This is a genomic window from Streptomyces sp. CRCS-T-1 (assembly GCF_024442335.1).
Taxonomy (GTDB): Bacteria; Actinomycetota; Actinomycetes; order Streptomycetales; family Streptomycetaceae; genus Streptomyces; species Streptomyces koelreuteriae.
In genome coordinates, this window is sequence record NZ_CP101651.1 from 4,965,765 (window position 1) to 4,984,966 (window position 19,202).

At 71.6% G+C, this 19,202-nt stretch carries 18 protein-coding genes; 14 read left to right on the forward strand and 4 right to left on the reverse strand.

Annotated elements, in window-relative coordinates; all coding sequences use genetic code 11:
• The first annotated feature begins 86 nt into the window (after positions 1-86).
• The gene (locus NNW99_RS22655) at positions 87-695 is read left to right on the forward strand and encodes a hypothetical protein (RefSeq protein WP_215120972.1); all 609 of its coding nucleotides are present in this window, start codon (positions 87-89) and stop codon (positions 693-695) included.
• Positions 696-756: 61 nt separating this feature from the next.
• Here NNW99_RS22655 and NNW99_RS22660 read toward each other — a convergent pair whose 3' ends face one another.
• Entirely contained in the window at positions 757-2,256 is a 1,500-nt protein-coding gene (locus NNW99_RS22660) for a diaminopimelate decarboxylase (protein ID WP_215120973.1), read from the reverse strand.
• Between NNW99_RS22660 and hutU the strand changes: the two genes are divergently transcribed.
• From hutU to NNW99_RS22685, 5 genes are read left to right on the forward strand one after another with little or no spacing between them, the layout of a single operon-like run.
• On the forward strand, positions 2,255-3,919 hold the full coding sequence (hutU, locus tag NNW99_RS22665) for a urocanate hydratase (protein ID WP_215120974.1): 1,665 nt from the start codon (positions 2,255-2,257) through the stop codon (positions 3,917-3,919). The genes NNW99_RS22660 and hutU overlap by 2 nt on opposite strands.
• Positions 3,920-3,972: 53 nt before the next feature.
• Positions 3,973-5,175, forward strand: coding sequence for an allantoate amidohydrolase (locus NNW99_RS22670; protein ID WP_215124409.1), 1,203 nt, complete (start codon positions 3,973-3,975; stop codon positions 5,173-5,175).
• Positions 5,172-6,521: a formimidoylglutamate deiminase gene (locus NNW99_RS22675; protein ID WP_215120975.1), complete on the forward strand. Its 1,350-nt coding sequence runs from the start codon at positions 5,172-5,174 to the stop codon at positions 6,519-6,521. The genes NNW99_RS22670 and NNW99_RS22675 overlap by 4 nt, the downstream gene beginning before the upstream one ends.
• A complete protein-coding gene (hutI, locus tag NNW99_RS22680; protein WP_215120976.1) occupies positions 6,518-7,813 on the forward strand; it encodes an imidazolonepropionase in 1,296 nt (431 codons plus the stop codon). Before NNW99_RS22675 ends, hutI begins: the two co-directional genes overlap by 4 nt.
• A 10-nt stretch (positions 7,814-7,823) precedes the next feature.
• Complete coding sequence (locus NNW99_RS22685; protein WP_215120977.1) at positions 7,824-8,141, forward strand: hypothetical protein; 318 nt, start codon at positions 7,824-7,826, stop codon at positions 8,139-8,141.
• Between the two features lie 96 nt (positions 8,142-8,237).
• On the opposite strand, the gene NNW99_RS22690 is transcribed toward NNW99_RS22685, so the two are convergent.
• Complete coding sequence (locus NNW99_RS22690) at positions 8,238-9,164, reverse strand: RNA polymerase sigma factor SigF (protein ID WP_193480042.1); 927 nt, start codon at positions 9,162-9,164, stop codon at positions 8,238-8,240.
• A gap of 242 nt (positions 9,165-9,406) precedes the next feature.
• Here NNW99_RS22690 and NNW99_RS22695 point away from each other — a divergent pair, with 242 nt between their 5' ends.
• The 4 genes from NNW99_RS22695 to NNW99_RS22710 all read left to right on the forward strand — a co-directional run bounded on the left by NNW99_RS22695 (position 9,407) and on the right by NNW99_RS22710 (position 12,807).
• On the forward strand, positions 9,407-9,784 hold the full coding sequence (locus NNW99_RS22695; protein ID WP_215120978.1) for an STAS domain-containing protein: 378 nt from the start codon (positions 9,407-9,409) through the stop codon (positions 9,782-9,784).
• A gap of 243 nt (positions 9,785-10,027) precedes the next feature.
• Positions 10,028-10,582 carry an ATP-binding protein gene (locus NNW99_RS22700; RefSeq protein ID WP_215120979.1) on the forward strand — a complete coding sequence of 185 codons (555 nt, stop codon included), beginning with the start codon at positions 10,028-10,030 and terminating at the stop codon, positions 10,580-10,582.
• Positions 10,583-10,760: 178 nt separating this feature from the next.
• On the forward strand, positions 10,761-11,459 hold the full coding sequence (locus NNW99_RS22705) for an LPXTG cell wall anchor domain-containing protein (protein ID WP_215120980.1): 699 nt from the start codon (positions 10,761-10,763) through the stop codon (positions 11,457-11,459).
• A 307-nt stretch (positions 11,460-11,766) separates the two neighbouring features.
• A complete protein-coding gene (locus NNW99_RS22710; RefSeq protein WP_215120981.1) occupies positions 11,767-12,807 on the forward strand; it encodes a hypothetical protein in 1,041 nt (346 codons plus the stop codon).
• A gap of 76 nt (positions 12,808-12,883) precedes the next feature.
• Here the strand turns inward: NNW99_RS22710 and NNW99_RS22715 are convergent, their stop codons facing one another.
• Entirely contained in the window at positions 12,884-14,380 is a 1,497-nt protein-coding gene (locus NNW99_RS22715) for an oligopeptide:H+ symporter (RefSeq protein ID WP_215120982.1), read from the reverse strand.
• Between the two features lie 493 nt (positions 14,381-14,873).
• On the opposite strand from NNW99_RS22715, the gene NNW99_RS22720 reads away from it, so the two are divergent.
• The gene (locus tag NNW99_RS22720; RefSeq protein WP_189726740.1) at positions 14,874-15,551 is read left to right on the forward strand and encodes a response regulator transcription factor; all 678 of its coding nucleotides are present in this window, start codon (positions 14,874-14,876) and stop codon (positions 15,549-15,551) included.
• Positions 15,552-15,583: 32 nt separating this feature from the next.
• Complete coding sequence (locus NNW99_RS22725) at positions 15,584-16,861, forward strand: ATP-binding protein (RefSeq protein ID WP_215120983.1); 1,278 nt, start codon at positions 15,584-15,586, stop codon at positions 16,859-16,861.
• A gap of 19 nt (positions 16,862-16,880) precedes the next feature.
• On the opposite strand, the gene NNW99_RS22730 is transcribed toward NNW99_RS22725, so the two are convergent.
• Entirely contained in the window at positions 16,881-17,372 is a 492-nt protein-coding gene (locus NNW99_RS22730; protein WP_215120984.1) for a GtrA family protein, read from the reverse strand.
• A gap of 163 nt (positions 17,373-17,535) precedes the next feature.
• Between NNW99_RS22730 and NNW99_RS22735 the strand changes: the two genes are divergently transcribed.
• Together NNW99_RS22735 and purE are read left to right on the forward strand one after the other, a co-directional pair.
• Positions 17,536-18,675 (forward strand): 5-(carboxyamino)imidazole ribonucleotide synthase, encoded by a 1,140-nt coding sequence (locus tag NNW99_RS22735; protein WP_215120985.1) that lies wholly within the window; start codon positions 17,536-17,538, stop codon positions 18,673-18,675.
• Positions 18,672-19,199: a 5-(carboxyamino)imidazole ribonucleotide mutase gene (gene purE, locus NNW99_RS22740; RefSeq protein ID WP_215120986.1), complete on the forward strand. Its 528-nt coding sequence runs from the start codon at positions 18,672-18,674 to the stop codon at positions 19,197-19,199. Before NNW99_RS22735 ends, purE begins: the two co-directional genes overlap by 4 nt.
• Positions 19,200-19,202 lie beyond the last annotated feature (3 nt).

Consider the following 19,202-nt stretch of genomic DNA (forward strand, 5'->3'; position numbering starts at 1 on the left):
ATCGTCCTCTCATCCGTGTCTCACGTTGCGTCGCTAACGTGCGTCTCTGCCCCCCAGAGGCTTCGGAGACCGTACGGAGGCTGAACGTGACGCGCAGTGGACATGGACACGGACATGCACACGGACATGGACTGGCCCGGGTCGCCGTCGTCGTACGGGCGGGGGCCGCACCGCTGTGGTGGCTGGGCGTGTGTGCCGCGGGCGTCGGCGTCCTCACGCCGGGACTGACCGGCCGCCGCATCGGCGTCCTGGCCGGGGCGGCACTGTTCGTCCTGGCGACGGCGGCGGTGGCCCACGGAGGCCGCAAGCGCTACGTCACCCTGGCCGCCTCCGCGTCCCGCGCCGCCAAGCACGACGTACTCCAGGACCGCGCGGTGACGGTACGCAACTGGCGCCGCCACCACCGCTGGTGGCTCCTCCTCGCCTTCCTCACCGCCCTGGCCACCGCCTTCGCCACCCCGGCCACCGGTGGCCTGCTCCTGGCCGGCTGCGGAGCGGGCCTATGGCTCAAGGCGGCCTGGCTGGGCCGCCGGGAGCGGTCCGACGAGGCGCTGCTGTGGGTCCGGGTGGACTGGCTGCGCGGGGACGCGGGCAGCCCGGCGGGCAAGCAGGTCAAGGCGTACCGCAGCACGGGCATCGCAGCGGGGGACGCGGCCCCGGGCGGGGCGCGCAGGAAATCACCGTCGCTGGTGTAGTCGGCCTTCCAGGGGCGCGGGGAACTGCGCGAACAACCACAACGCACCCGCAGACCGGTGACTACGGAAGCCCCAACGGCGACTGCGTCAGCCCCTCCACATACGCCCCACCAGACTCCGCCACAACCTCCTGAACCGTCTGCGCCTCCCGCACGACCGCGAAGACCACACCCCCTTCCCCACCCGGCCCGAACCCATAAACCCCAGGCCGCAGAAGGGAGTTGTACCCATAGTGATGCGCGAAGTAATACGCCCCCGTATCCAGCGCCGCCGCGTAATCCCCCTGCTCCAGCACCGGCATGGACCGCCCCTCCGCCAGCAGATCCCCCGAGAAACAGGCCGGCCCCGCGACGTCCTGCACCACGACGGGCCCCTCCTTCACCCGCCCCTTCGCGTCGTACGCCCCGATCCGCAGCGGCCAGCTCTCCGGCGCGTACACCGTCCGCGTGGCGACCTGCACCCCGGCATGCGTCACCGCCACCGCCCGCCCGCCGGAGGACTTCGCGTACTCGACCCGCGCCACCACCGTGCCGTGCTTGGCCAGCAGTGACCGCCCGAACTCCGTGACCAGCCCGTACCGCCCGTCGAACAGCCCCGGCACCTCCTCGGCCAGCGTCCGCGCGTATTGCTCGTACGTCGGCGTCGTCGCGTCCGACGCGAAGTTCACCGGCAGCCCGCCGCCGATGTCGAGCGTGTCGATCTGCTGACGCCCGATCCGCCGGTTGATCTCCTCGGCGAGCGCGTACACCTCCGCGACCCCCCGGGCCAGCAGCGACAGCGGGATGCCCTGGGACCCGGTGTGCGCGTGCAGCCGGGTCAGCCACGGGCGGTCCTGGTACGCCCGTACGACCCACTCCCGGGCCCCCTCGTCACGCAGCGCCACCCCGAACTTCGAGGTCGCCGTGGCCGTCGAGGTCGCCCCGATCGAGCCCCCGCCGACCTGCGGATTCACCCGGATCCCGAGCGGTGAGCGACTGCCGCCGGCATCGGCGTTCATCAGGCCGTCGAGGCGGTCCAGCTCCTGCGGATTGTCCGCGTTGACGGCGATGCCCAGGTCCAGCGCCTCGCGCAGCTCGGCCGGTGTCTTGGCGGGGGAGTCCAGGACCGTCATCTCCGGGCTCAGCCCCGCCGCCCGTGCCAGTGCCAGCTCGCCCGGGCTCGCCACCTCCGCTCCGATGCCCTCCTCGCGCAGCAGCCGCAGCACCGGCACCAGCGGGGTCGCCTTCACCGCGAAGGCGTGCAGCACGGGCGTGCCCGGGGCCACGACCGCGTCGAACGCCGCCCGCAGCTCCGCCGCCGACTCCCGGATGCCGGTGACGTCCAGCAGCCCGACGACGGGGCTGTCGGCCCCGACCAATCCCTGCTCCACGGCCGCCCGCACCGCCTCGTCCCGCCGGGCCGCCCGCCCGGCGCCGAATTCGCCTGCCTGAATGTCGTCATCCATGGATCCAGCCAAACATCCGGGGCACCGCCGCGCCGACCGCCCCATGTATTGACTAGCTCTATTCATGAAGCCAGGATGTGAATAGACGTAACAACAGACCGCCGGGAGGCAGCCCATGTCAGGACCCCGCCCCGTCCGAGCATCGCGCGGCACGGAACCGAGCGCCCTGGGATGGCAGCAGGAAGCCGCCCTGCGGATGCTGCAGAACAACCTCGACCCGGAGGTCGCCGAGCACCCCGACAAGCTCGTCGTCTACGGCGGCACCGGCAAGGCGGCCCGCGACTGGCGCTCCTTCGACGCGATGGTCCGCACCCTGAGGACGCTCAAGCAGGACGAGACGATGCTCGTCCAGTCGGGCCGACCCGTCGGTGTCATGCAGACCCACGAGTGGGCCCCGCGCGTCCTCATCGCCAACTCCAACCTCGTCGGCGACTGGGCGAACTGGGAGGAGTTCCGCCGCCTGGAGGCCCTCGGCCTGACCATGTACGGGCAGATGACCGCCGGCTCCTGGATCTACATCGGCACCCAGGGCATCCTCCAGGGCACCTACGAGACCTTCGCCGCCGTCGCCGCGAAGAAGTTCGGCGGCACCCTCGCGGGGACGATCACCCTCACCGCCGGTCTCGGCGGCATGGGCGGCGCCCAGCCGCTCGCCGTGACGATGAACGACGGTGTGGCGATCTGCATCGACTGCGACCCGCGTGCCATCGAGCGGCGGATCGAGCACCGGTACCTGGACGTGAAGGCCGAGTCCCTCGACCACGCCCTCCAGCTGGCCACCGAGGCCCGTGACGCCCGCCGGCCGCTGTCCATCGGGGTCCTCGGCAACGCCGCCGAGCTGCTGCCGCAGCTGCTCGCCATGGGCGCCCCCATCGACATCGTGACCGACCAGACCTCCGCCCACGACCCGCTGGCCTATCTGCCCCTCGGCACGGCCTTCGAGGACATGGCCGACGCCGCCGCGAAGGACCCGGCCGGGTTCACCACCCGGGCCCGCGAGTCCATGGCCACGCACGTCGAGGCCATGGTCGGCTTCATGGACGCCGGCGCCGAGGTCTTCGACTACGGCAACTCCATCCGGGGCGAGGCCCAGCTCGCCGGCTACGACCGGGCCTTCGCCTTCCCCGGCTTCGTCCCCGCCTACATCCGCCCGCTGTTCTGCGAGGGCAAGGGCCCCTTCCGCTGGGCCGCGCTGTCCGGCGAGGCCTCCGACATCGCGAAGACCGACAAGGCGATCCTCGACCTCTTCCCGGAGAACGAGTCCCTGGCCCGCTGGATCAAGATGGCGGGGGAGCGGGTCCACTTCCAGGGCCTGCCCGCCCGGATCTGCTGGCTCGGCTACGGCGAGCGAGACAAGGCCGGTGAGCGGTTCAACGACATGGTCGCGAGCGGGGAGCTGGCCGCGCCGGTCGTCATCGGCCGCGACCACCTCGACTGCGGCTCCGTCGCCTCCCCCTACCGGGAGACCGAGGCCATGCTCGACGGCTCCGACGCGATCGCCGACTGGCCGCTGCTCAACGCGATGGTGAACGTGGCGTCCGGGGCGTCCTGGGTCTCCCTGCACCACGGGGGCGGCGTCGGCATGGGGCGGTCGATCCACGCCGGGCAGGTGACGGTGGCCGACGGCACGAAACTGGCCGGGGAGAAGATCCGCCGCGTCCTCACGAACGACCCCGGCATGGGCGTCATCCGGCATGTCGACGCCGGGTACGACATCGCGGAGTCCGTCGCACAGGACAAGGGCGTCCGGGTCCCGATGCGCGAGGGTGACGACGCGTGACCCAGGAAACCGCCGACGCGCTGCCGGACCCCACCGGCGACTCCTTCCACCGGATGTGGCGCGAGCTGCTCCCCCTCGGCCGTCACCCCGCCTCCGGCGGCTACCGGCGCTTCGCCTGGAGCGGGGTCGACGGGGACTGCCGGGCCTGGTTCCAGGAGCAGGCCCGGGCGCGCGGCCTCACCTACGAGACCGACCGGAACGGCAACCAGTGGGCCTGGCTCGGTGATCCCGCCGCCGGGGACGCCGTCGTCACCGGGTCGCATCTGGACTCCGTGCCGGACGGCGGGGCCTTCGACGGGCCCCTCGGAGTCGTGTCCGCCTTCGCCGCGCTGGACGAACTGCGCGGCCGGGGCACGCGGTTCACCCGCCCCCTCGCCATCGTGAACTTCGGTGACGAGGAGGGCGCCCGGTTCGGGCTCGCCTGTGTCGGATCCCGGCTCACCGCCGGACAGCTCACCCGCGAGCAGGCGCACCGGCTCACCGACGGCGAGGGCGTGACGCTGCCGCGCGCCATGGAGGCCGCCGGATACGACCCCGACGCCATCGGCCCCGACCCCGAACGGCTCGCCCGGATCGGCGCCTTCGTCGAACTCCACGTCGAGCAGGGCCGGGCCCTGGACCTGTCCGGCGACCGGGTCGGCATCGCCAGCGCGATCTGGCCGCACGGCCGGTGGCGGTTCGACTTCCGGGGCGAGGCCAACCACGCCGGCACCACCCGGCTCGCCGACCGGCGCGACCCCATGCTGTCCTACGCCGAGACCGTCCTCGCCGCCCGTCGCGAGGCGGAACTCGCCGGTGCCGTCGCCACCTTCGGCAAGATCGCCGTCGAGCCGAACGGCGTCAACGCCATCCCCTCCCTGGTGCGCGGCTGGCTCGACTCGCGCGCCGCCGACCAGGACAGCCTGGACGCCGTGGTCGCCGGAGTGGAGAAGGCGGCCGGGGAGTACGCCGCCGCCCACGGCGTGGATCTGGCCGTCGTCCGCGAGTCCTTCACCCCCGTCGTCGAGTTCGACCACGCCCTGCGCGACGAACTCGCCCGCATCCTCGGCAAGGACACCGGCCTCACGGTCCCCGTCCTCGGCACCGGCGCCGGACACGACGCCGGGATCCTGTCGGGGAGCATCCCGACCGCCATGCTGTTCGTGCGCAACCCGACCGGCGTCTCCCACTCGCCGGCCGAGTCCGCGACCGAGGACGACTGCGTGGCCGGGGTACTCGCCCTCGCCGACGTACTGGAAGGACTGGCCCGCACGTGACGCCCACCCAGCAGCCCCGTACGTACTGGCTGGAACACGCCTGGCTCGGCACGCACGTCGAGCCGGGCGTCGCCCTTGACGTCCACGACGACCGGATCACCGCCGTCCGCACCGAGGTCACCACCCCGCCCCCCGGCGCCGAGATCCTGCGCGGCCTCACCCTCCCCGGGCTGGCCAACGCCCACAGCCACGCCTTCCACCGGGCCCTGCGCGGCACCGTCCAGGTCGGGTCCGGGACCTTCTGGACCTGGCGCGAGGTCATGTACGCCACGGCCGCCCGGCTCACCCCGGACACCTACCACGCCCTGGCCCGCGCCGTGTACGCCGAGATGGCCCTGGCCGGCATCACGGCGGTCGGCGAGTTCCACTACGTCCACCACGCCCCCGGCGGCACCCCCTACGCCGACCCCAACGCGATGGGCGAGGCCCTGATCGCGGCCGCCGCCGAAGCCGGGATCCGCGTCACCCTCCTCGACACCGCCTATCTCTCCTCCGGCTTCGGGCAGCCGCCCTCCGCCCAGCAACTCCGCTTCTCCGACGGCACGGCGGACGCCTGGGCCGAACGCTGTTCAGTTCTCAAGGAACAGGATCACGCGCGGATCGGAGCGGCGATCCACTCCGTACGGGCCGTGCCCGCCGACCAGCTGGCGACCGTCGCGCGGTGGGCCGAGGAGCGGCGGGCCCCGCTGCATGTGCACCTGTCGGAGCAGACCGCCGAGAACGAGGCCTGCCTGGAGATCCACGGGTGCACTCCGACGCAGTTGCTCGCCCTGCACGGTGTCCTCGGGCCGCGCACGACCGGCGTCCACAACACCCACCTCACCGCCGAGGACATCTCCCTCATCGGCGGCAGCGGCACCGGCACCTGTATGTGCCCCACGACCGAGCGAGACCTGGCCGACGGCATCGGGCCCGCTGCCGCCCTGCAGAACGAGGGCTCCCCGCTCTCCCTCGGCTCCGACAGCCACGCCGTCATCGACCTGCTGGAGGAGGCGCGGGCGCTGGAGCTGAACGAGCGGCTGCGCACCCGCACCCGGGGTCACTGGACGGCAGCGGCCCTGCTGCGGGCGGCCTCGGCCGACGGGCACGCCGCCCTCGGCTGGGAGGACGCCGGCGCCCTGGAACCGGGCGCGCTCGCCGACTTCACGACGGTCGCGCTCGACTCGGTCAGAACGGCTGGACCGCTTCCGCGGCTCGGGGCCGAGACGGCCGTATTCGCCGCGTCGGCAGCAGACGTGTCGCATACGGTCGTGGGAGGTCGGCACGTTGTACGGAACGGGGTCCACTCCCTCGTACCGGATGTGCCGAAAGCCCTCGCGGACGCCGTCGAAGCCCTGCGCGGATGACCCCGGGCCGCGCGCCTGGGCGGCCCGACTCCGCCCCCGAACCCGACCCCACCGCCGACCAGGCCACCAAGGACGCCATGAGCAACGCGACGACCGTCAGCCCCGCCCACTCCGCGAGCACCGCAAGCACGCTCATCACGAACATCGCCAGCCTGGTCACCAACGACTCCTCCCTCGGTGACAGATCCCCCCTCGGACTGGTCCATGACGCGGCCGTCGCCATCGAGGGCGACCGCGTCGTGTGGACCGGTGATCAAAGCAAAGCACCCGCCACTGACAATCGGGTCGACGCGGGTGGCAGGGCGGTGATCCCGGGCTTCGTCGACTCCCACTCGCACCTCGTCTTCGCGGGCGACCGCACGCAGGAGTTCAACGCCCGTATGTCGGGGCGGCCGTACAGCGCGGGCGGCATCCGCACGACCGTCGCCGCGACCCGCGCCGCGAGCGACGCGGAACTCGCGGCCAACGTCACCCGTTACCTCCGCGAGGCGCTGCACCAGGGCACCACCACCTTCGAGACCAAGTCGGGCTACGGCCTGACCGTCGAGGACGAGGCCCGGGCCCTGCGCGTCGCCGCCGCCCACACCGACGAGGTCACCTACCTCGGCGCCCACATCGTCGCCCCCGAGTTCGCCGAGGACCCCGCCGGTTACGTCGCCCTGGTCACCGGCGAGATGCTCGACGCCTGCGCCCCGTACGCCCGCTGGATCGACGTCTTCTGCGAGAAGGGCGCGTTCGACGGCGACCAGGCCCGCGCGATCCTCAGCGCGGGCAAGGCCAAGGGCCTGCACCCCCGTATCCACGCCAACCAGCTCTCCTACGGCCCGGGCGTCCAGCTCGCCGTCGAGCTCGACGCGGCCAGCGCCGACCACTGCACCCACCTCACGGACGCGGACGTCGACGCCCTGGCGAGCGGGGACACGGTCGCCACCCTGCTGCCCGGCGCGGAGTTCTCCACCCGGGCCGAGTGGCCGGACGCCCGCCGCCTCCTCGACGCCGGTGTCACCGTGGCCCTGTCCACCGACTGCAACCCGGGCTCGTCCTTCACGTCGTCCGTGCCGTTCTGCGTCGCGCTCGCCGTACGGGACATGGGCATGACCCCGGACGAGGCCCTCTGGTCGGCCACGGCGGGCGGCGCGGCGGCCCTGCGGCGCACCGACATCGGCCGCGTCACGCCGGGCGCGTACGCCGATCTGACACTCCTCGACGCCCCGAGCCACGTCCACCTGGCCTACCGCCCGGGCGTCCCCCTGGTCACCGGGGTCTGGCGGCGCGGCGAAAGGGTGCTCTGATGGGCCGGTGATGAAGCACTGGTCGGCACCGCTCCTGGTGAACCTGCTGCTCGGGATCCCGGCGGTGGTGCCGATCTGGTTGCTCTGGTACCTCGCGGCGAACTGGCCGCTCGCCGATCTCGGGCTGACGGTGCGGGAGCCGACGGAGAACGACGGCATGGCCGTCTGGCTCGTCATCGTCGTTCCGGTCGTCGCGCTGTTCGGCGTGATCTGGTGGCTGGCCAACATGCCGCTGCGGCGCCGGACGGCGCTGGCTCCGCGCACGTACTGGCTGCTGAGCCTGGCGGCGCCGCTGCTGCCCACGGCCGTCCTGATCCTCGTCTCCTGAAGATCACGGCCGCGGCCCGCCCGTGACACGCGCTCGGGGGCGGACCGTGAGGTCCGCCCCCGAAGGACACGTCACCCGACTGGGATCACCTGAGGATCACTCCTCGACGGTCAGCCCCTTGCGCAGCCGTACCAGCGTGCGCGACAGCAGGCGCGACACGTGCATCTGCGAGATGCCCAGTTCCTCGCCGATCTCCGACTGCGTCAGACCCGCGACGAAGCGCAGCGACAGGATCTTCCGGTCGCGCGGCGGGAGTTCGGCGATCAGCGGCTTCAACGACTCGACGTACTCGATGCCTTCGAGTCCGTGGTCCTCGTAGCCGATGCGGTCCGCGAGCGCGCCCTCGGAGTCGTCCTCCTCCGGCTGGGCGTCCAGCGAGGAGGCGGTGTAGGCGTTCGAGGCGGCCATGCCCTCGACGACCTCGTCCTTGGACAGGCCCAGGCGCTCGGCCAGTTCCGTCACCGTCGGGGCGCGGTCCAGCTTCTGGGCCAGCTCGTCACCGGCCTTGGCCAGGTCGAGCCGGAGCTCCTGGAGCCGCCGCGGCACGCGCACGGACCACGAGGTGTCGCGGAAGAAGCGCTTGATCTCGCCGACGATCGTCGGCATGGCGAACGTGGGGAACTCGACGCCCCGGGAGAGCTCGAACCGGTCGATCGCCTTGATCAGGCCGATGGTGCCGACCTGGATGATGTCCTCCATCGGCTCGCTGCGGGAGCGGAACCGGGAAGCGGCGAACTTGACCAGCGCGAGATTCAGTTCGACCAGCGTGTTGCGGACGTACGAGTACTCGTGCGTGCCTTCCTCCAGCGCTTCGAGGCGCTCGAAGAGGGTCTTGGACAGAGCCCGTGCGTCGACCGCGTCGACCTGCTCGTACGGGGGAATGTCCGGAAGTCCGGCGAGAAGGTCGTCCTGTGTGACGAGCGTCTCGTCCTGCTCGATGGGATCCAGATGTTCCGGAGGGGGTGTCGACGTCGCTTTCTGGGTACGCGATGCGTCGAGCCGGGGTGACATGATGTCCTCCATCGTTCTCGGCATAAGGCTGCCGGAGCCATTACGTGCACTGCGGTGTGCGGCGCCTCCAAAGCCGGCCGTGGTGTCGGGTACGTGTCCTTACTAGGCCTACCCGCTTTCCTGAGCCCACCGCAAGTGCGTTCTGTGGGCATATGTCCGTTTGTGTGTAGTTGTTCGGGTGTCGAAGCGTGTCAGGAAGGCGTAGTGTTCGAGGGCGTCAGCAAGCAGCCTCGACGTCAGGAGAGAGAGACGGCATGGACCGCGGGACGGTCGGCAGCGCACAGTCTGGCCGGCTTCTGGTGGAGGTGCGGGAAGAGGGCTCTAGTGCCGTCGTGACCCCGGCGGGTGAGTTGGATCACCACACCGCCGATTTGTTGCGTGAGCCACTCGAGGACTGCCTCGCCAAGGGATTCAAGCGCCTGGTGATCGACTGCGCGCGCCTGGAGTTCTGCGACTCCACGGGGCTCAATGTGCTCCTCGGCGCCCGGCTGAAGGCGGAGGCCGCCGGTGGCGGCGTGACCCTCGCCGGGATGCAGCCGGTGGTGGCGCGCGTCTTCGAGATCACGGGCGCGGACGCGGTCTTCACCGTCCACGACACGCTGCAGGCGGCCCTGGCCGACGAGTCGAGCTGAGCGGCGGTGCGTCGGCGCGCCGAGCCTCGGCCTTCCCTCTGTGACCGACGTCCTAGGTCCGTCACGCCTTTCGTGCCGAATCCGGGGGTGTTCCCCCGGGACGCCAGGGCAGGAGACATCCTGAACCTGTTGGCTACCGGGGTGGCGGGGGTGCAGCGAAACCGATACGCCGCGCACTGCGTGACTGACTGTGTACAGAATCTTGTGAATCGTGAACTGGTGAATCGGTGAGGTGAAGCGCTGATGAGCACCACCCGGCCTTACCCGCCGGGCGACCGCGGGCCGGAGCCCAGCGGCGCTTCCGGGGCGTCCGACGGTGGCGTACCGGCGGCCACGGTGTCCGGCGAGGGCGTGGGCGCGCCGTCCGGAGCCGCGGCGCCGCCGGGGGGTCGGCAGGTGCGCCGGCTGAGCTTCGACGGGGAGAGCGGTGTCGTTCCGCTCGCCCGCGACTTCACCCGCCAGGCGCTGTACGCGTGGGGCTGGCTGCCGGCCGCCTCCGCCGACCAGCGGGCCGCCGCCGAGGATGTGCTGCTCGTCGTCTCCGAGCTGGTCACCAACGCGTGCCTGCACGCCGAGGGGCCGGACCAGCTCTGGATCACCTGCGACAACAAGGTGATCCGCCTGGAGGTCGCCGACCGGGGCACCGGGCAGCCGGCTCCCCGCACTCCGCACCGGGCGGGGCGCCCGGGCGGCCACGGCATGTTCATCGTCCAGCGGCTGTGCCTCGACTGGGGTGTGGTGCGCACGCCGGGGGTCGCCGGCAAGACGGTGTGGGCGGAACTGGGCGCACCCGCCTGACCGGGACCGTCCACCGGTCCCCACGGATTCCCCGCCGTACATCCCCTCATACGTCACATGCCGCGCGCCGGATCGCCACAGATCCGGCGCGTGCTGTGTCTTCCTTCCTCAAGGCCCCGGGCGTACCTTGACGGCCCGTTCTGATACGCCGTCAGGAAACAGGAAGGGGAGTGGCGCCGTGCCGTACCGGATGCGCACCGCCGCGCTCGCGTCCGCCGCGGCCCTGGCCGGCTCGGCGGTGCTGATGGCCGCCCCCGTGGCCCGGGCCGAGGTCGTCGACGTCAACTACCAGTGCAAGACGCCGATCGGCGACAAGAGCGCCGTCTCGCCCATCGACATCAAGGGCGTCGAGGACGGCGACGGCTACAAGATCACCATGTCCTGGCAGAAGGGCGTCTCCTCCAGCCCCGTCGAACTGGGCAAGGGCGCGATGACCCCGAGCGCCACGATCGCCCTGGGCGGCGCCGACGACGGCACCCTGACGGTGACCGGCCCCGCCAACGACGCCGCCCTGCCGGCCAACACCCCGATCAAGATCAACGACTTGAGCGGGACGTACACGCCGAAGAAGAGCGGCGAGGTCACCTTCACGGCCGGTGTGCTCACCATCAAGGCCCTCGGTACGACGACCACCTGCACCCCGACCAACGACCCGGGCCCGTCCCTGACCCTCGACGTCAAGGCCGCGAGCGGCGGCGGTACCGGCTCCGCCCAGGGCGGCGGCTCCGGCCCGGACACCGGCGCCGGGCTCCCGCAGACCGGACCCGAGGACTCGGCCATCGCCCTCGGCACCCTCGGCGGCACGGTCCTGCTCGCCGGCGCGGCGGGCACCCTGTGGCTGACACGCCGTCACCAGAGCTCCCGCGTTCGCCACTGAGCATGCGCGGGACGTTTGCGGCAGCCGACGGCGCCCACGGGCGGCCCGGTCGGCCGCGGCCGTTGGCACGGGTTCGCGCGGACGCCGCTGAGCGCGGGGCGGTGCGCTCGCCCGGGTGTCTGGCGGAGCCGGCTGCTCGGAGCGCCGATGCCGTGTGCGGGTCCCCACGCCCGCCGGAGGCGACGCACGCAAGCCTCGGGTGCTCACTGGAGCTGACCGTTCGGGCCCCTGCCGATGCCGTGAGCATGCCCGGACGCCCGCCGGAGTCGACACCGTATGCCCGCCCCGGACGATCCCTGGAGCCCTGATGTCGCGCGCCGCGCGCCTTCCGTACCCGTTGCTCGCGGTTCTGCTGGTGCTTCTGGCGGTTCTGGCGGGAGCCGCACCCGTAGGGGCGGTGGAGCGGCCCCGGGTCCAGTTGTCCGCCGCGGAGGCGGGGGCGGGTGGGGTGGTCACGGTCAGTGGGAGCGGCTGGCGGGCGCGTGCTCTGCTGACGTTGCTGGTCTGCGGGCAGGCCGAGCCGGAGCGGGGGGTGACCGGGGGGAGCAACTCCTGTGCCAACGCCGACGGCAGGGCCGTCACCACGGACGCCGAGGGGCGCTTTCGCCGTACGCTGCCCGTCGTCGAGCCACCCGTGCCGTGCCCCTGCGTGGTGCACGTGGAGACGGTGACCGGAGCCGATGCCGAGGCGGACGCCGCGCTTCAGGTCGCCGGGCACACCGTCGAGCCGCTGCCCGCGGAACGGTCCGGGGGACGGCTCTCCCTGCTCGCGGACACCCGGCTGCGCGGTGAGAGCGGGCTGCTGACCTGGTTCGGCTCGCCGCCGGCCCGGACCCTGGAGGTCACCGTCGGCAACGTCGGCACGTCCCCCGTGAAGAACCCCGTCTTCCAGGTCGGCACCGCCCACGGCGTGTTCGCCCCGCAGTGGCAGGACCAGCGCTGGCGCGGCACGATCCGGCCCGGCGGCGAGGCCCGTATCGAGCTGCCCGTGGAGCTCGCCGCCGGGGCGCACGGCGACTACACGGTGTCCCTGAAGTACGGCGGCAAGGTCCTCGCCGAACACCCCTGGGGCGTGGGCCGCCCCTGGGGCGTGACCCTGTTCTGGGCCCTGGTCCTCCTGGTCGTACCGGCGGCGCTGCTCCGCGCCGGACTGGCCCTGGTGGACCACCTACGGCCTCGCCGCCCCGGCCACGCGGCCCGCCCGGCCCGTCGTACAGGGCTGCGCCCCTCAAGGGTGACCACCCCCTCCGCCGCCCCGGCCCTGCCCTGGGTCACCCCCGACGCCGGCCCGGACGACGCGGGGCGGCCCTCCGCGTCGTACCGAAAGGACCCGACGACGAAGGCCTGACCGGCGCGAGCGCACGCGAAAGGGCCGCCGCGTCCCGAGGATGCGGCGGCCCTTCGTCATGGCCCGGCGGGACGGCTCAGCGGACGTCGCCCATGAGCTCCTTGACCTTCTTGCGGTACATCCACACCGCGGCACCCGCGAGGACGGCGAGCGTCGCCTCCAGAGCCACGATGTTCGCCTTGTTCAGGTCGACCCCGGCGATGGAGAGCAGGCCGGTCGTGGCGTCACCGGCGGTGACGGCCAGGAACCAGACGCCCATCATCTGCGAGGCGTACTTCGCGGGAGCCATCTTCGTCGTCACCGACAGACCCACCGGGGAGAGCAGCAGCTCACCGACGGTCTGCGTGAAGTAGATCGCCACCAGCCACAGCGCCGCCGCCTTGTGACCGCCCTCGGCGATCGACAGCGGGGCGAGGAACAGGAAGAAGGACGCGCCGACCAGGACCAGACCCGAGCCGAACTTCACGATCGTGCTCGGCTCCTTGCCGCGCCGGTTCAGCGCCAGCCAGAACCAGGCGAAGACCGGGGCCAGCGCCATGATCAGGACCGGGTTGACCGACTGGTACCAGGAGACCGGGAAGCCCCAGCCGAAGACGCTGTTCTCGGCGGAGGAGTCCGCGAAGATCGACAGGGTCGAGCCGCCCTGGTCGTAGATCATCCAGAACACGGCCGCGGCCAGGAAGAACCAGATGTACGCGGACATCTTCGACTGCTCGGCACGGTCCAGGTCCTTGTCGCGCTTGATGCGGACCAGGACCAACGTCGGGATGATCACGCCCAGCAGGGTCAGCGGGACCAGGATCCAGTTCAGCGTGTAGTGGCCGGAGAAGCCGACGATCGCGTAGAAGACGACCGCGATACCGGCCCAGATCGCCGCCTTGCGCAGCGTCGAGGCCTTCTCCTCGCCGGACAGCGGCGTCGGGACGACACTGGAGCGCTCGGCCAGGTTGCGCGAGCCGATCAGGAACTGGACGACACCCAGCGCCATGCCGAGCGCGGCGAGCGCGAAGCCCAGGTGCCAGTTGACGCTCTCACCGATGGTGCCGATGATCAGCGGCGCCGCGAAGGCACCGAGGTTGATGCCCATGTAGAAGACGGTGAAGCCACCGTCGCGGCGCGGGTCGTCCGGTCCGTCGTAGAGGTGGCCGACCATCGTCGAGATGTTGGCCTTCAGCAGGCCCGAACCGATCGCGACCAGGCCGAGACCGGCGTAGAAGGTGCTGGAGGAGGGCAGGGCCAGCGTGAGGTGGCCCAGCATGATGACGCCGCCCGCGATGGCGACGGTCTTGCGCGGCCCCCAGACGCGGTCGCCGAACCAGCCGCCGGGCATCGTGAGCAGGTACACCAGCGACACGTACACGGAGTAGATCGCCGTCGCCGTCCCCGCGGGCAGGTGCAGGCCACCCGGGGCCACCAGGTACAGCGGGAGCAGGGCCCTCATGCCGTAGTAGGAGAACCTCTCCCACATCTCGGTCATGAAGAGAGTGGCCAGTCCGCGGGGGTGGCCGAAGAAGGTCTTCTCGGAGCCGGGGGTGCCCGGGCGGGCCGAGTCCTTCGTCAGGCTGGACGCCATGGTCGTTCCTTGCTGGTCGGGACGCGCCCCGCCACAGCGGTGGTGCGCCCGGTGGGGGGCAGTCGGCATCGGTGCGTACGGCCGTCCGCCCGACGCCTACGGGGGTCCGCTCCGGGTCACGGAGCGGTGGGCGGTCGCCACCGGGGGCCACGAGGGGTCCACGCCTCTACGCGCGTCGCCGCACGACGAGGCCCGACACAAAAGAGACCCTCAGGGCAGAGCGCCACAGAAGGTCGCCTAGGGCTACAGGCGTCGATTCACCATACGGCAGGACACGGCCGCATATGGAAGGACTTGAGAGGAGGATCACAGGTGTCAGGGGAACCGTGAGCCCTACTTCCAAGGTCCTTACCAGGATCGCACCCCATGGGCAGAGGTTCGGCAGCGGTCCGTGCGCGTTCCCCCGGAACGTAAGAAGCGGGTATGCCAACGGTAAGAATCAACGCTTCCGGTCACACCCCAGCTCACGGCCCCGCAGGTCTACCATCACTCCATGACCCGTGTACTGCTCGCCGAGGACGACGCGTCCATCTCGGAGCCGCTGGCCCGTGCTCTGCGCCGGGAGGGCTACGAGGTCGAGGTGCGTGAGGACGGCCCCACCGCTCTCGACGCAGGACTGCAGGGCGGCGTCGACCTGGTCGTGCTCGACCTGGGTCTGCCCGGCATGGACGGCCTGGAGGTGGCCCGGCGCCTGCGCGGCGAGGGCCACACCATCCCGATCCTCATCCTGACCGCGCGCGCCGACGAGGTGGACACCGTCGTCGGGCTCGACGCGGGCGCCGACGACTACGTCACCAAGCCCTTCCGGCTCGCCGAGCTGCTCGCCCGCGTCCGGGCCCTGCTGCGGCGCGGTGCCGCCGAGCCGCAGCAGCCGCCCGCCACCCACGGCGTGCGCATCGACGTCGAGTCGCACCGCGCCTGGATGGGCGAGGAGGAGCTCCAGCTCACCGCCAAGGAGTTCGACCTGCTGCGGGTGCTGGTGCGCGACGCGGGCCGGGTCGTCACCCGCGACCAGCTGATGCGCGAGGTCTGGGACACCACCTGGTGGTCGTCGACCAAGACCCTCGACATGCACATCTCCTGGCTGCGCAAGAAGCTCGGCGACGACGCGGCCAACCCCCGCTACATCGCCACCGTGCGCGGCGTGGGCTTCCGTTTCGAGAAGAGCTGAGCCACGGGGCAGGCAGGCACGGGTAACAGGACATGCGCCGCCGACTGATCCAGTCCACGCTCGCCGTGGTGCTGGTCGTGATCGCCGTCTTCGGTGTCTCGCTCGTCATCGTCGAGACCAGGACGATCAGCAACAGCGCCCAGGAACGGGTGGAGTCCGAGGCGGTCCGCCTCGCCAGCATCGTCGACAGCCGCCTCTTCGGGGCCCAGCAGGTCGACGCCGAGGTGCTGCGCGACCAGGTCACCCAGGACCGCTACTACGCGGTGATCCGCCTCCCCGGCGAGGCGCCCATCGAGGTCGGCGACAAGCCGTCCGGTGACGTCATCAGCGCGACCGCGCCCGGCGAGGAGGGCGAGACCGTCACCGTCCAGGAGCCGCGCTCCTCGGTGACCCGCGAGGTCGGCCGGACCCTGCTGATCATCGCGCTGGTCGCGCTGCTGGCCGTGGTGGCCGCCGTACTGCTCGCGGTCCGCCAGGCGAACAAGCTGGCGTCGCCGCTGACCGACCTCGCGGAGACGGCCGAGCGGCTCGGCTCGGGCGATCCCCGCCCCCGGCACAAGCGCTACGGCGTGCCCGAGCTGGACCGGGTCGCGGACGTGCTGGACGGCTCCGCCGAGCGCATCGCCCGCATGCTCACCGCCGAACGCCGACTGGCCGCCGACGCCTCCCACCAGCTGCGGACACCGCTCACGGCCCTGTCCATGCGGCTGGAGGAGATCACCCTCACCGACGACCCGGACACCGTGAAGGACGAGGCGACGATCGCGCTCACACAGGTCGAGCGCCTCACGGACGTCGTCGAGCGGCTGCTGACCAACTCCCGCGATCCGCGCACCGGCTCCGCCGTCACCTTCGACCTCGACGAGGTCATCCAGCAGCAGCTCGCCGAGTGGCGGCCGGCGTACCGCAGCGCGGGCCGGGCGATCGTCAGCTCCGGCAAGCGGCATCTGGAGGCGGTCGGCACGCCCGGCGCGGTCGCGCAGGTGCTGGCCGCGCTGATCGAGAACTCCCTGATGCACGGTGGCGGCACCGTGGCCCTGCGCACCCGCGTGACCGGCAACCAGGCCGTCATCGAGGTCACGGACGAGGGCCCCGGCGTCCCCGCCGACCTGGGCGCCCGCATCTTCGAGCGGGCGATCAGCGGCCGGAACTCCACGGGCATCGGCCTGGCCGTCGCCCGCGACCTGGCGGAAGCGGACGGCGGCCGTCTGGAAATGCTCCAGACCAAGCCCCCGGTCTTCGGCCTGTTCCTGTCCCGCACGGCCGCCCAGACGGCGACGACGGACGAGGACGAGCGGACGGTCCGCTGAGGCTCCCGCTCGGGCGCGGCTACGGCACCCGCTGCTTGTTGCGCTCCTGCTCCGCCGTCGGGCCGGTGTCCGACGGCGGTGTCCGGGCCGGGAGGGCGACGAAGACCCAGGTGCGGTACGACCAGAAGCGGAAGAGCGTGGCGACGCCGATGCCGACGAACTTGAAGATGTTGTTCTGCAGCGGGGTGTTCCAGCCGAAGCCGTAGGTCGCCGCGTACAGCACGCCGTTCTCGATGACCAGGCCCACCGCGCTGAACAGCAGGAACAGGGTCATTTCCCGGGTGCGGCCGGACTTGTCGCGGTCGCGGTACGTGAAGTAGCGGAAGCCGATGTAGTTGAAGACGATCGCGACGACGGTCGCGATGACGCTCGCGCGCACCACCTGGAGGTCGGTCACATGCCGTACCAGGTTGAACACGAGGAGGTTGACCAGCACCCCGGCCCCGCCCACCGCGCCGAACTTGGCGACTTCGCGAACGAGTCCTCGGAGCCGAGAGGCACCATGTCCCATGGCCGTACAGGCCCCCGTCCCTCAGTTGGCGTCAACCCAGCCATGCTAACCACCCTCCCGCGCGATCTTCCTGCGGATACCGGTGGACGGCCGGAGATGGTCCGGGCCGCTCCGGGGAGGGACAGGAAACCGGCCACCTTGGCGCGGCCGATACCCTGAGGGAGTGACGTTTCCGGTAGTCGGCATGGTCGGCGGTGGCCAGCTCGCTCGTATGACACACGAGGCGGGCATCCCGCTGGGCATCAGGTTCAAGCTTCTCAGTGACACCCCGCAGGACTCAGCTGCGCAGGTCGTGAGCGATGTCGTCATCGGCGACTATCGCGACCTGGACACGCTGCGTGAGTTCGCCCGCGGGTGCGATGTGATCACCTTCGATCACGAACATGTACCCACCGAGCATCTCCGGGCCCTGGAGGCGGACGGCATCCCCGTGCGCCCCGGTCCCGACGCGCTGGTGCACGCCCAGGACAAGGGCGTGATGCGCGCGAGACTCGACGCGATCGGCGTGCCCTGCCCCAGGCACCGGATCGTCTCCGATCCACAGGACGTGGCGGCCTTCGCCGCCGAGGGCGACGGTTTCCCCGTCGTGCTCAAGACCGTCCGGGGCGGCTACGACGGCAAGGGCGTGTGGGTCGTCGACTCCGAAGAGGAGGCCGCGGACCCCTTCAAGGCCGGTGTGCCCGTCCTCGCCGAGGAGAAGGTCGACTTCCTGCGCGAGCTCGCCGCCAACGTCGTACGCTCCCCGCACGGCCAGGCCGTCGCCTACCCGGTCGTGGAGTCCCGGCAGGTGGGCGGCGTCTGCGACACGGTCATCGCCCCGGCCCCCGACCTCGACGAGGACCTCGCGGTCCGGGCCTCCGAGATGGCTCTGAACATCGCCAAGGAACTCGGCGTCGTCGGGCACCTCGCGGTCGAGCTGTTCCAGACCCGCGACGGACGCATCCTCGTCAACGAGCTGGCGATGCGCCCCCACAACTCCGGCCACTGGTCGATGGACGGCGCCGTCACCAGCCAGTTCGCCAACCATGTCCGGGCGGTCCTGGACCTGCCCCTCGGCGACCCGCGCCCGCGCGCCGGGTGGACGGTCATGGTCAACGTCCTCGGCGGCGACTTCCCGGACATGTACTCCGCGTACCTGCACTGCATGGCCCGCGACCCCCAGCTCAAGATCCACATGTACGGCAAGGACGTGAAGCCCGGCCGCAAGGTCGGACACGTCAACACCTACGGCGACGACCTGGACGACGTGCTGGAGCGCGCCCGTCACGCTGCCGGCTACCTGAGAGGCACCATCACCGAATGAGCCCTGTTGTTGGCATCGTCATGGGGTCGGACTCCGACTGGCCCGTCATGGAGGCCGCCGCGAAGGCCCTCGACGAGTTCGAGATCCCCTACGAGGTGGACGTCGTGTCGGCCCACCGCATGCCGCGCGAGATGGTCGCGTACGGCGAGCAGGCCGACGGTCGCGGGCTCAAGGCGATCATCGCCGGGGCCGGCGGCGCCGCCCATCTGCCCGGCATGCTCGCCTCGGTCACCCCGCTGCCGGTCATCGGCGTGCCCGTGCCGCTGAAGTACCTCGACGGCATGGACAGTCTGCTGTCGATCGTGCAGATGCCGGCCGGTGTGCCCGTCGCGACGGTCTCCGTCGCCGGTGCCCGCAACGCCGGTCTGCTGGCCGCCCGCATCCTCGCCGCGCACGACGAGGAACTGCGCGGCCGGATGCGCGACTTCCAGCAGGAGCTGAACGACCAGGCCACCGAGAAGGGCAAGCGCCTGCGCGCCAAGGTCGAGGGCTCGGGCGGCTTCGGCTTCGGCGCGGGGAAGTGACGG

Excerpts from the sequence above, each read along its gene's own strand:
- hutU (WP_215120974.1), top strand. The coding sequence starts at position 2,255 with ATGTCAGGACCCCGCCCCGTCCGAGCATCGCGCGGCACGGAACCGAGC.
- NNW99_RS22660 (WP_215120973.1), bottom strand. The coding sequence starts at position 2,256 with ATGGGCTGCCTCCCGGCGGTCTGTTGTTACGTCTATTCACATCCTGGC.
- NNW99_RS22670 (WP_215124409.1), top strand. The coding sequence starts at position 3,973 with ATGTGGCGCGAGCTGCTCCCCCTCGGCCGTCACCCCGCCTCCGGCGGC.
- hutI (WP_215120976.1), top strand. The coding sequence starts at position 6,518 with ATGACCCCGGGCCGCGCGCCTGGGCGGCCCGACTCCGCCCCCGAACCC.
- NNW99_RS22685 (WP_215120977.1), top strand. The coding sequence starts at position 7,824 with ATGAAGCACTGGTCGGCACCGCTCCTGGTGAACCTGCTGCTCGGGATC.
- NNW99_RS22690 (WP_193480042.1), bottom strand. The coding sequence starts at position 9,164 with ATGGAGGACATCATGTCACCCCGGCTCGACGCATCGCGTACCCAGAAA.
- NNW99_RS22695 (WP_215120978.1), top strand. The coding sequence starts at position 9,407 with ATGGACCGCGGGACGGTCGGCAGCGCACAGTCTGGCCGGCTTCTGGTG.
- NNW99_RS22700 (WP_215120979.1), top strand. The coding sequence starts at position 10,028 with ATGAGCACCACCCGGCCTTACCCGCCGGGCGACCGCGGGCCGGAGCCC.
- NNW99_RS22710 (WP_215120981.1), top strand. The coding sequence starts at position 11,767 with ATGTCGCGCGCCGCGCGCCTTCCGTACCCGTTGCTCGCGGTTCTGCTG.
- NNW99_RS22715 (WP_215120982.1), bottom strand. The coding sequence starts at position 14,380 with ATGGCGTCCAGCCTGACGAAGGACTCGGCCCGCCCGGGCACCCCCGGC.
- NNW99_RS22720 (WP_189726740.1), top strand. The coding sequence starts at position 14,874 with ATGACCCGTGTACTGCTCGCCGAGGACGACGCGTCCATCTCGGAGCCG.
- NNW99_RS22725 (WP_215120983.1), top strand. The coding sequence starts at position 15,584 with ATGCGCCGCCGACTGATCCAGTCCACGCTCGCCGTGGTGCTGGTCGTG.
- NNW99_RS22730 (WP_215120984.1), bottom strand. The coding sequence starts at position 17,372 with ATGGGACATGGTGCCTCTCGGCTCCGAGGACTCGTTCGCGAAGTCGCC.
- purE (WP_215120986.1), top strand. The coding sequence starts at position 18,672 with ATGAGCCCTGTTGTTGGCATCGTCATGGGGTCGGACTCCGACTGGCCC.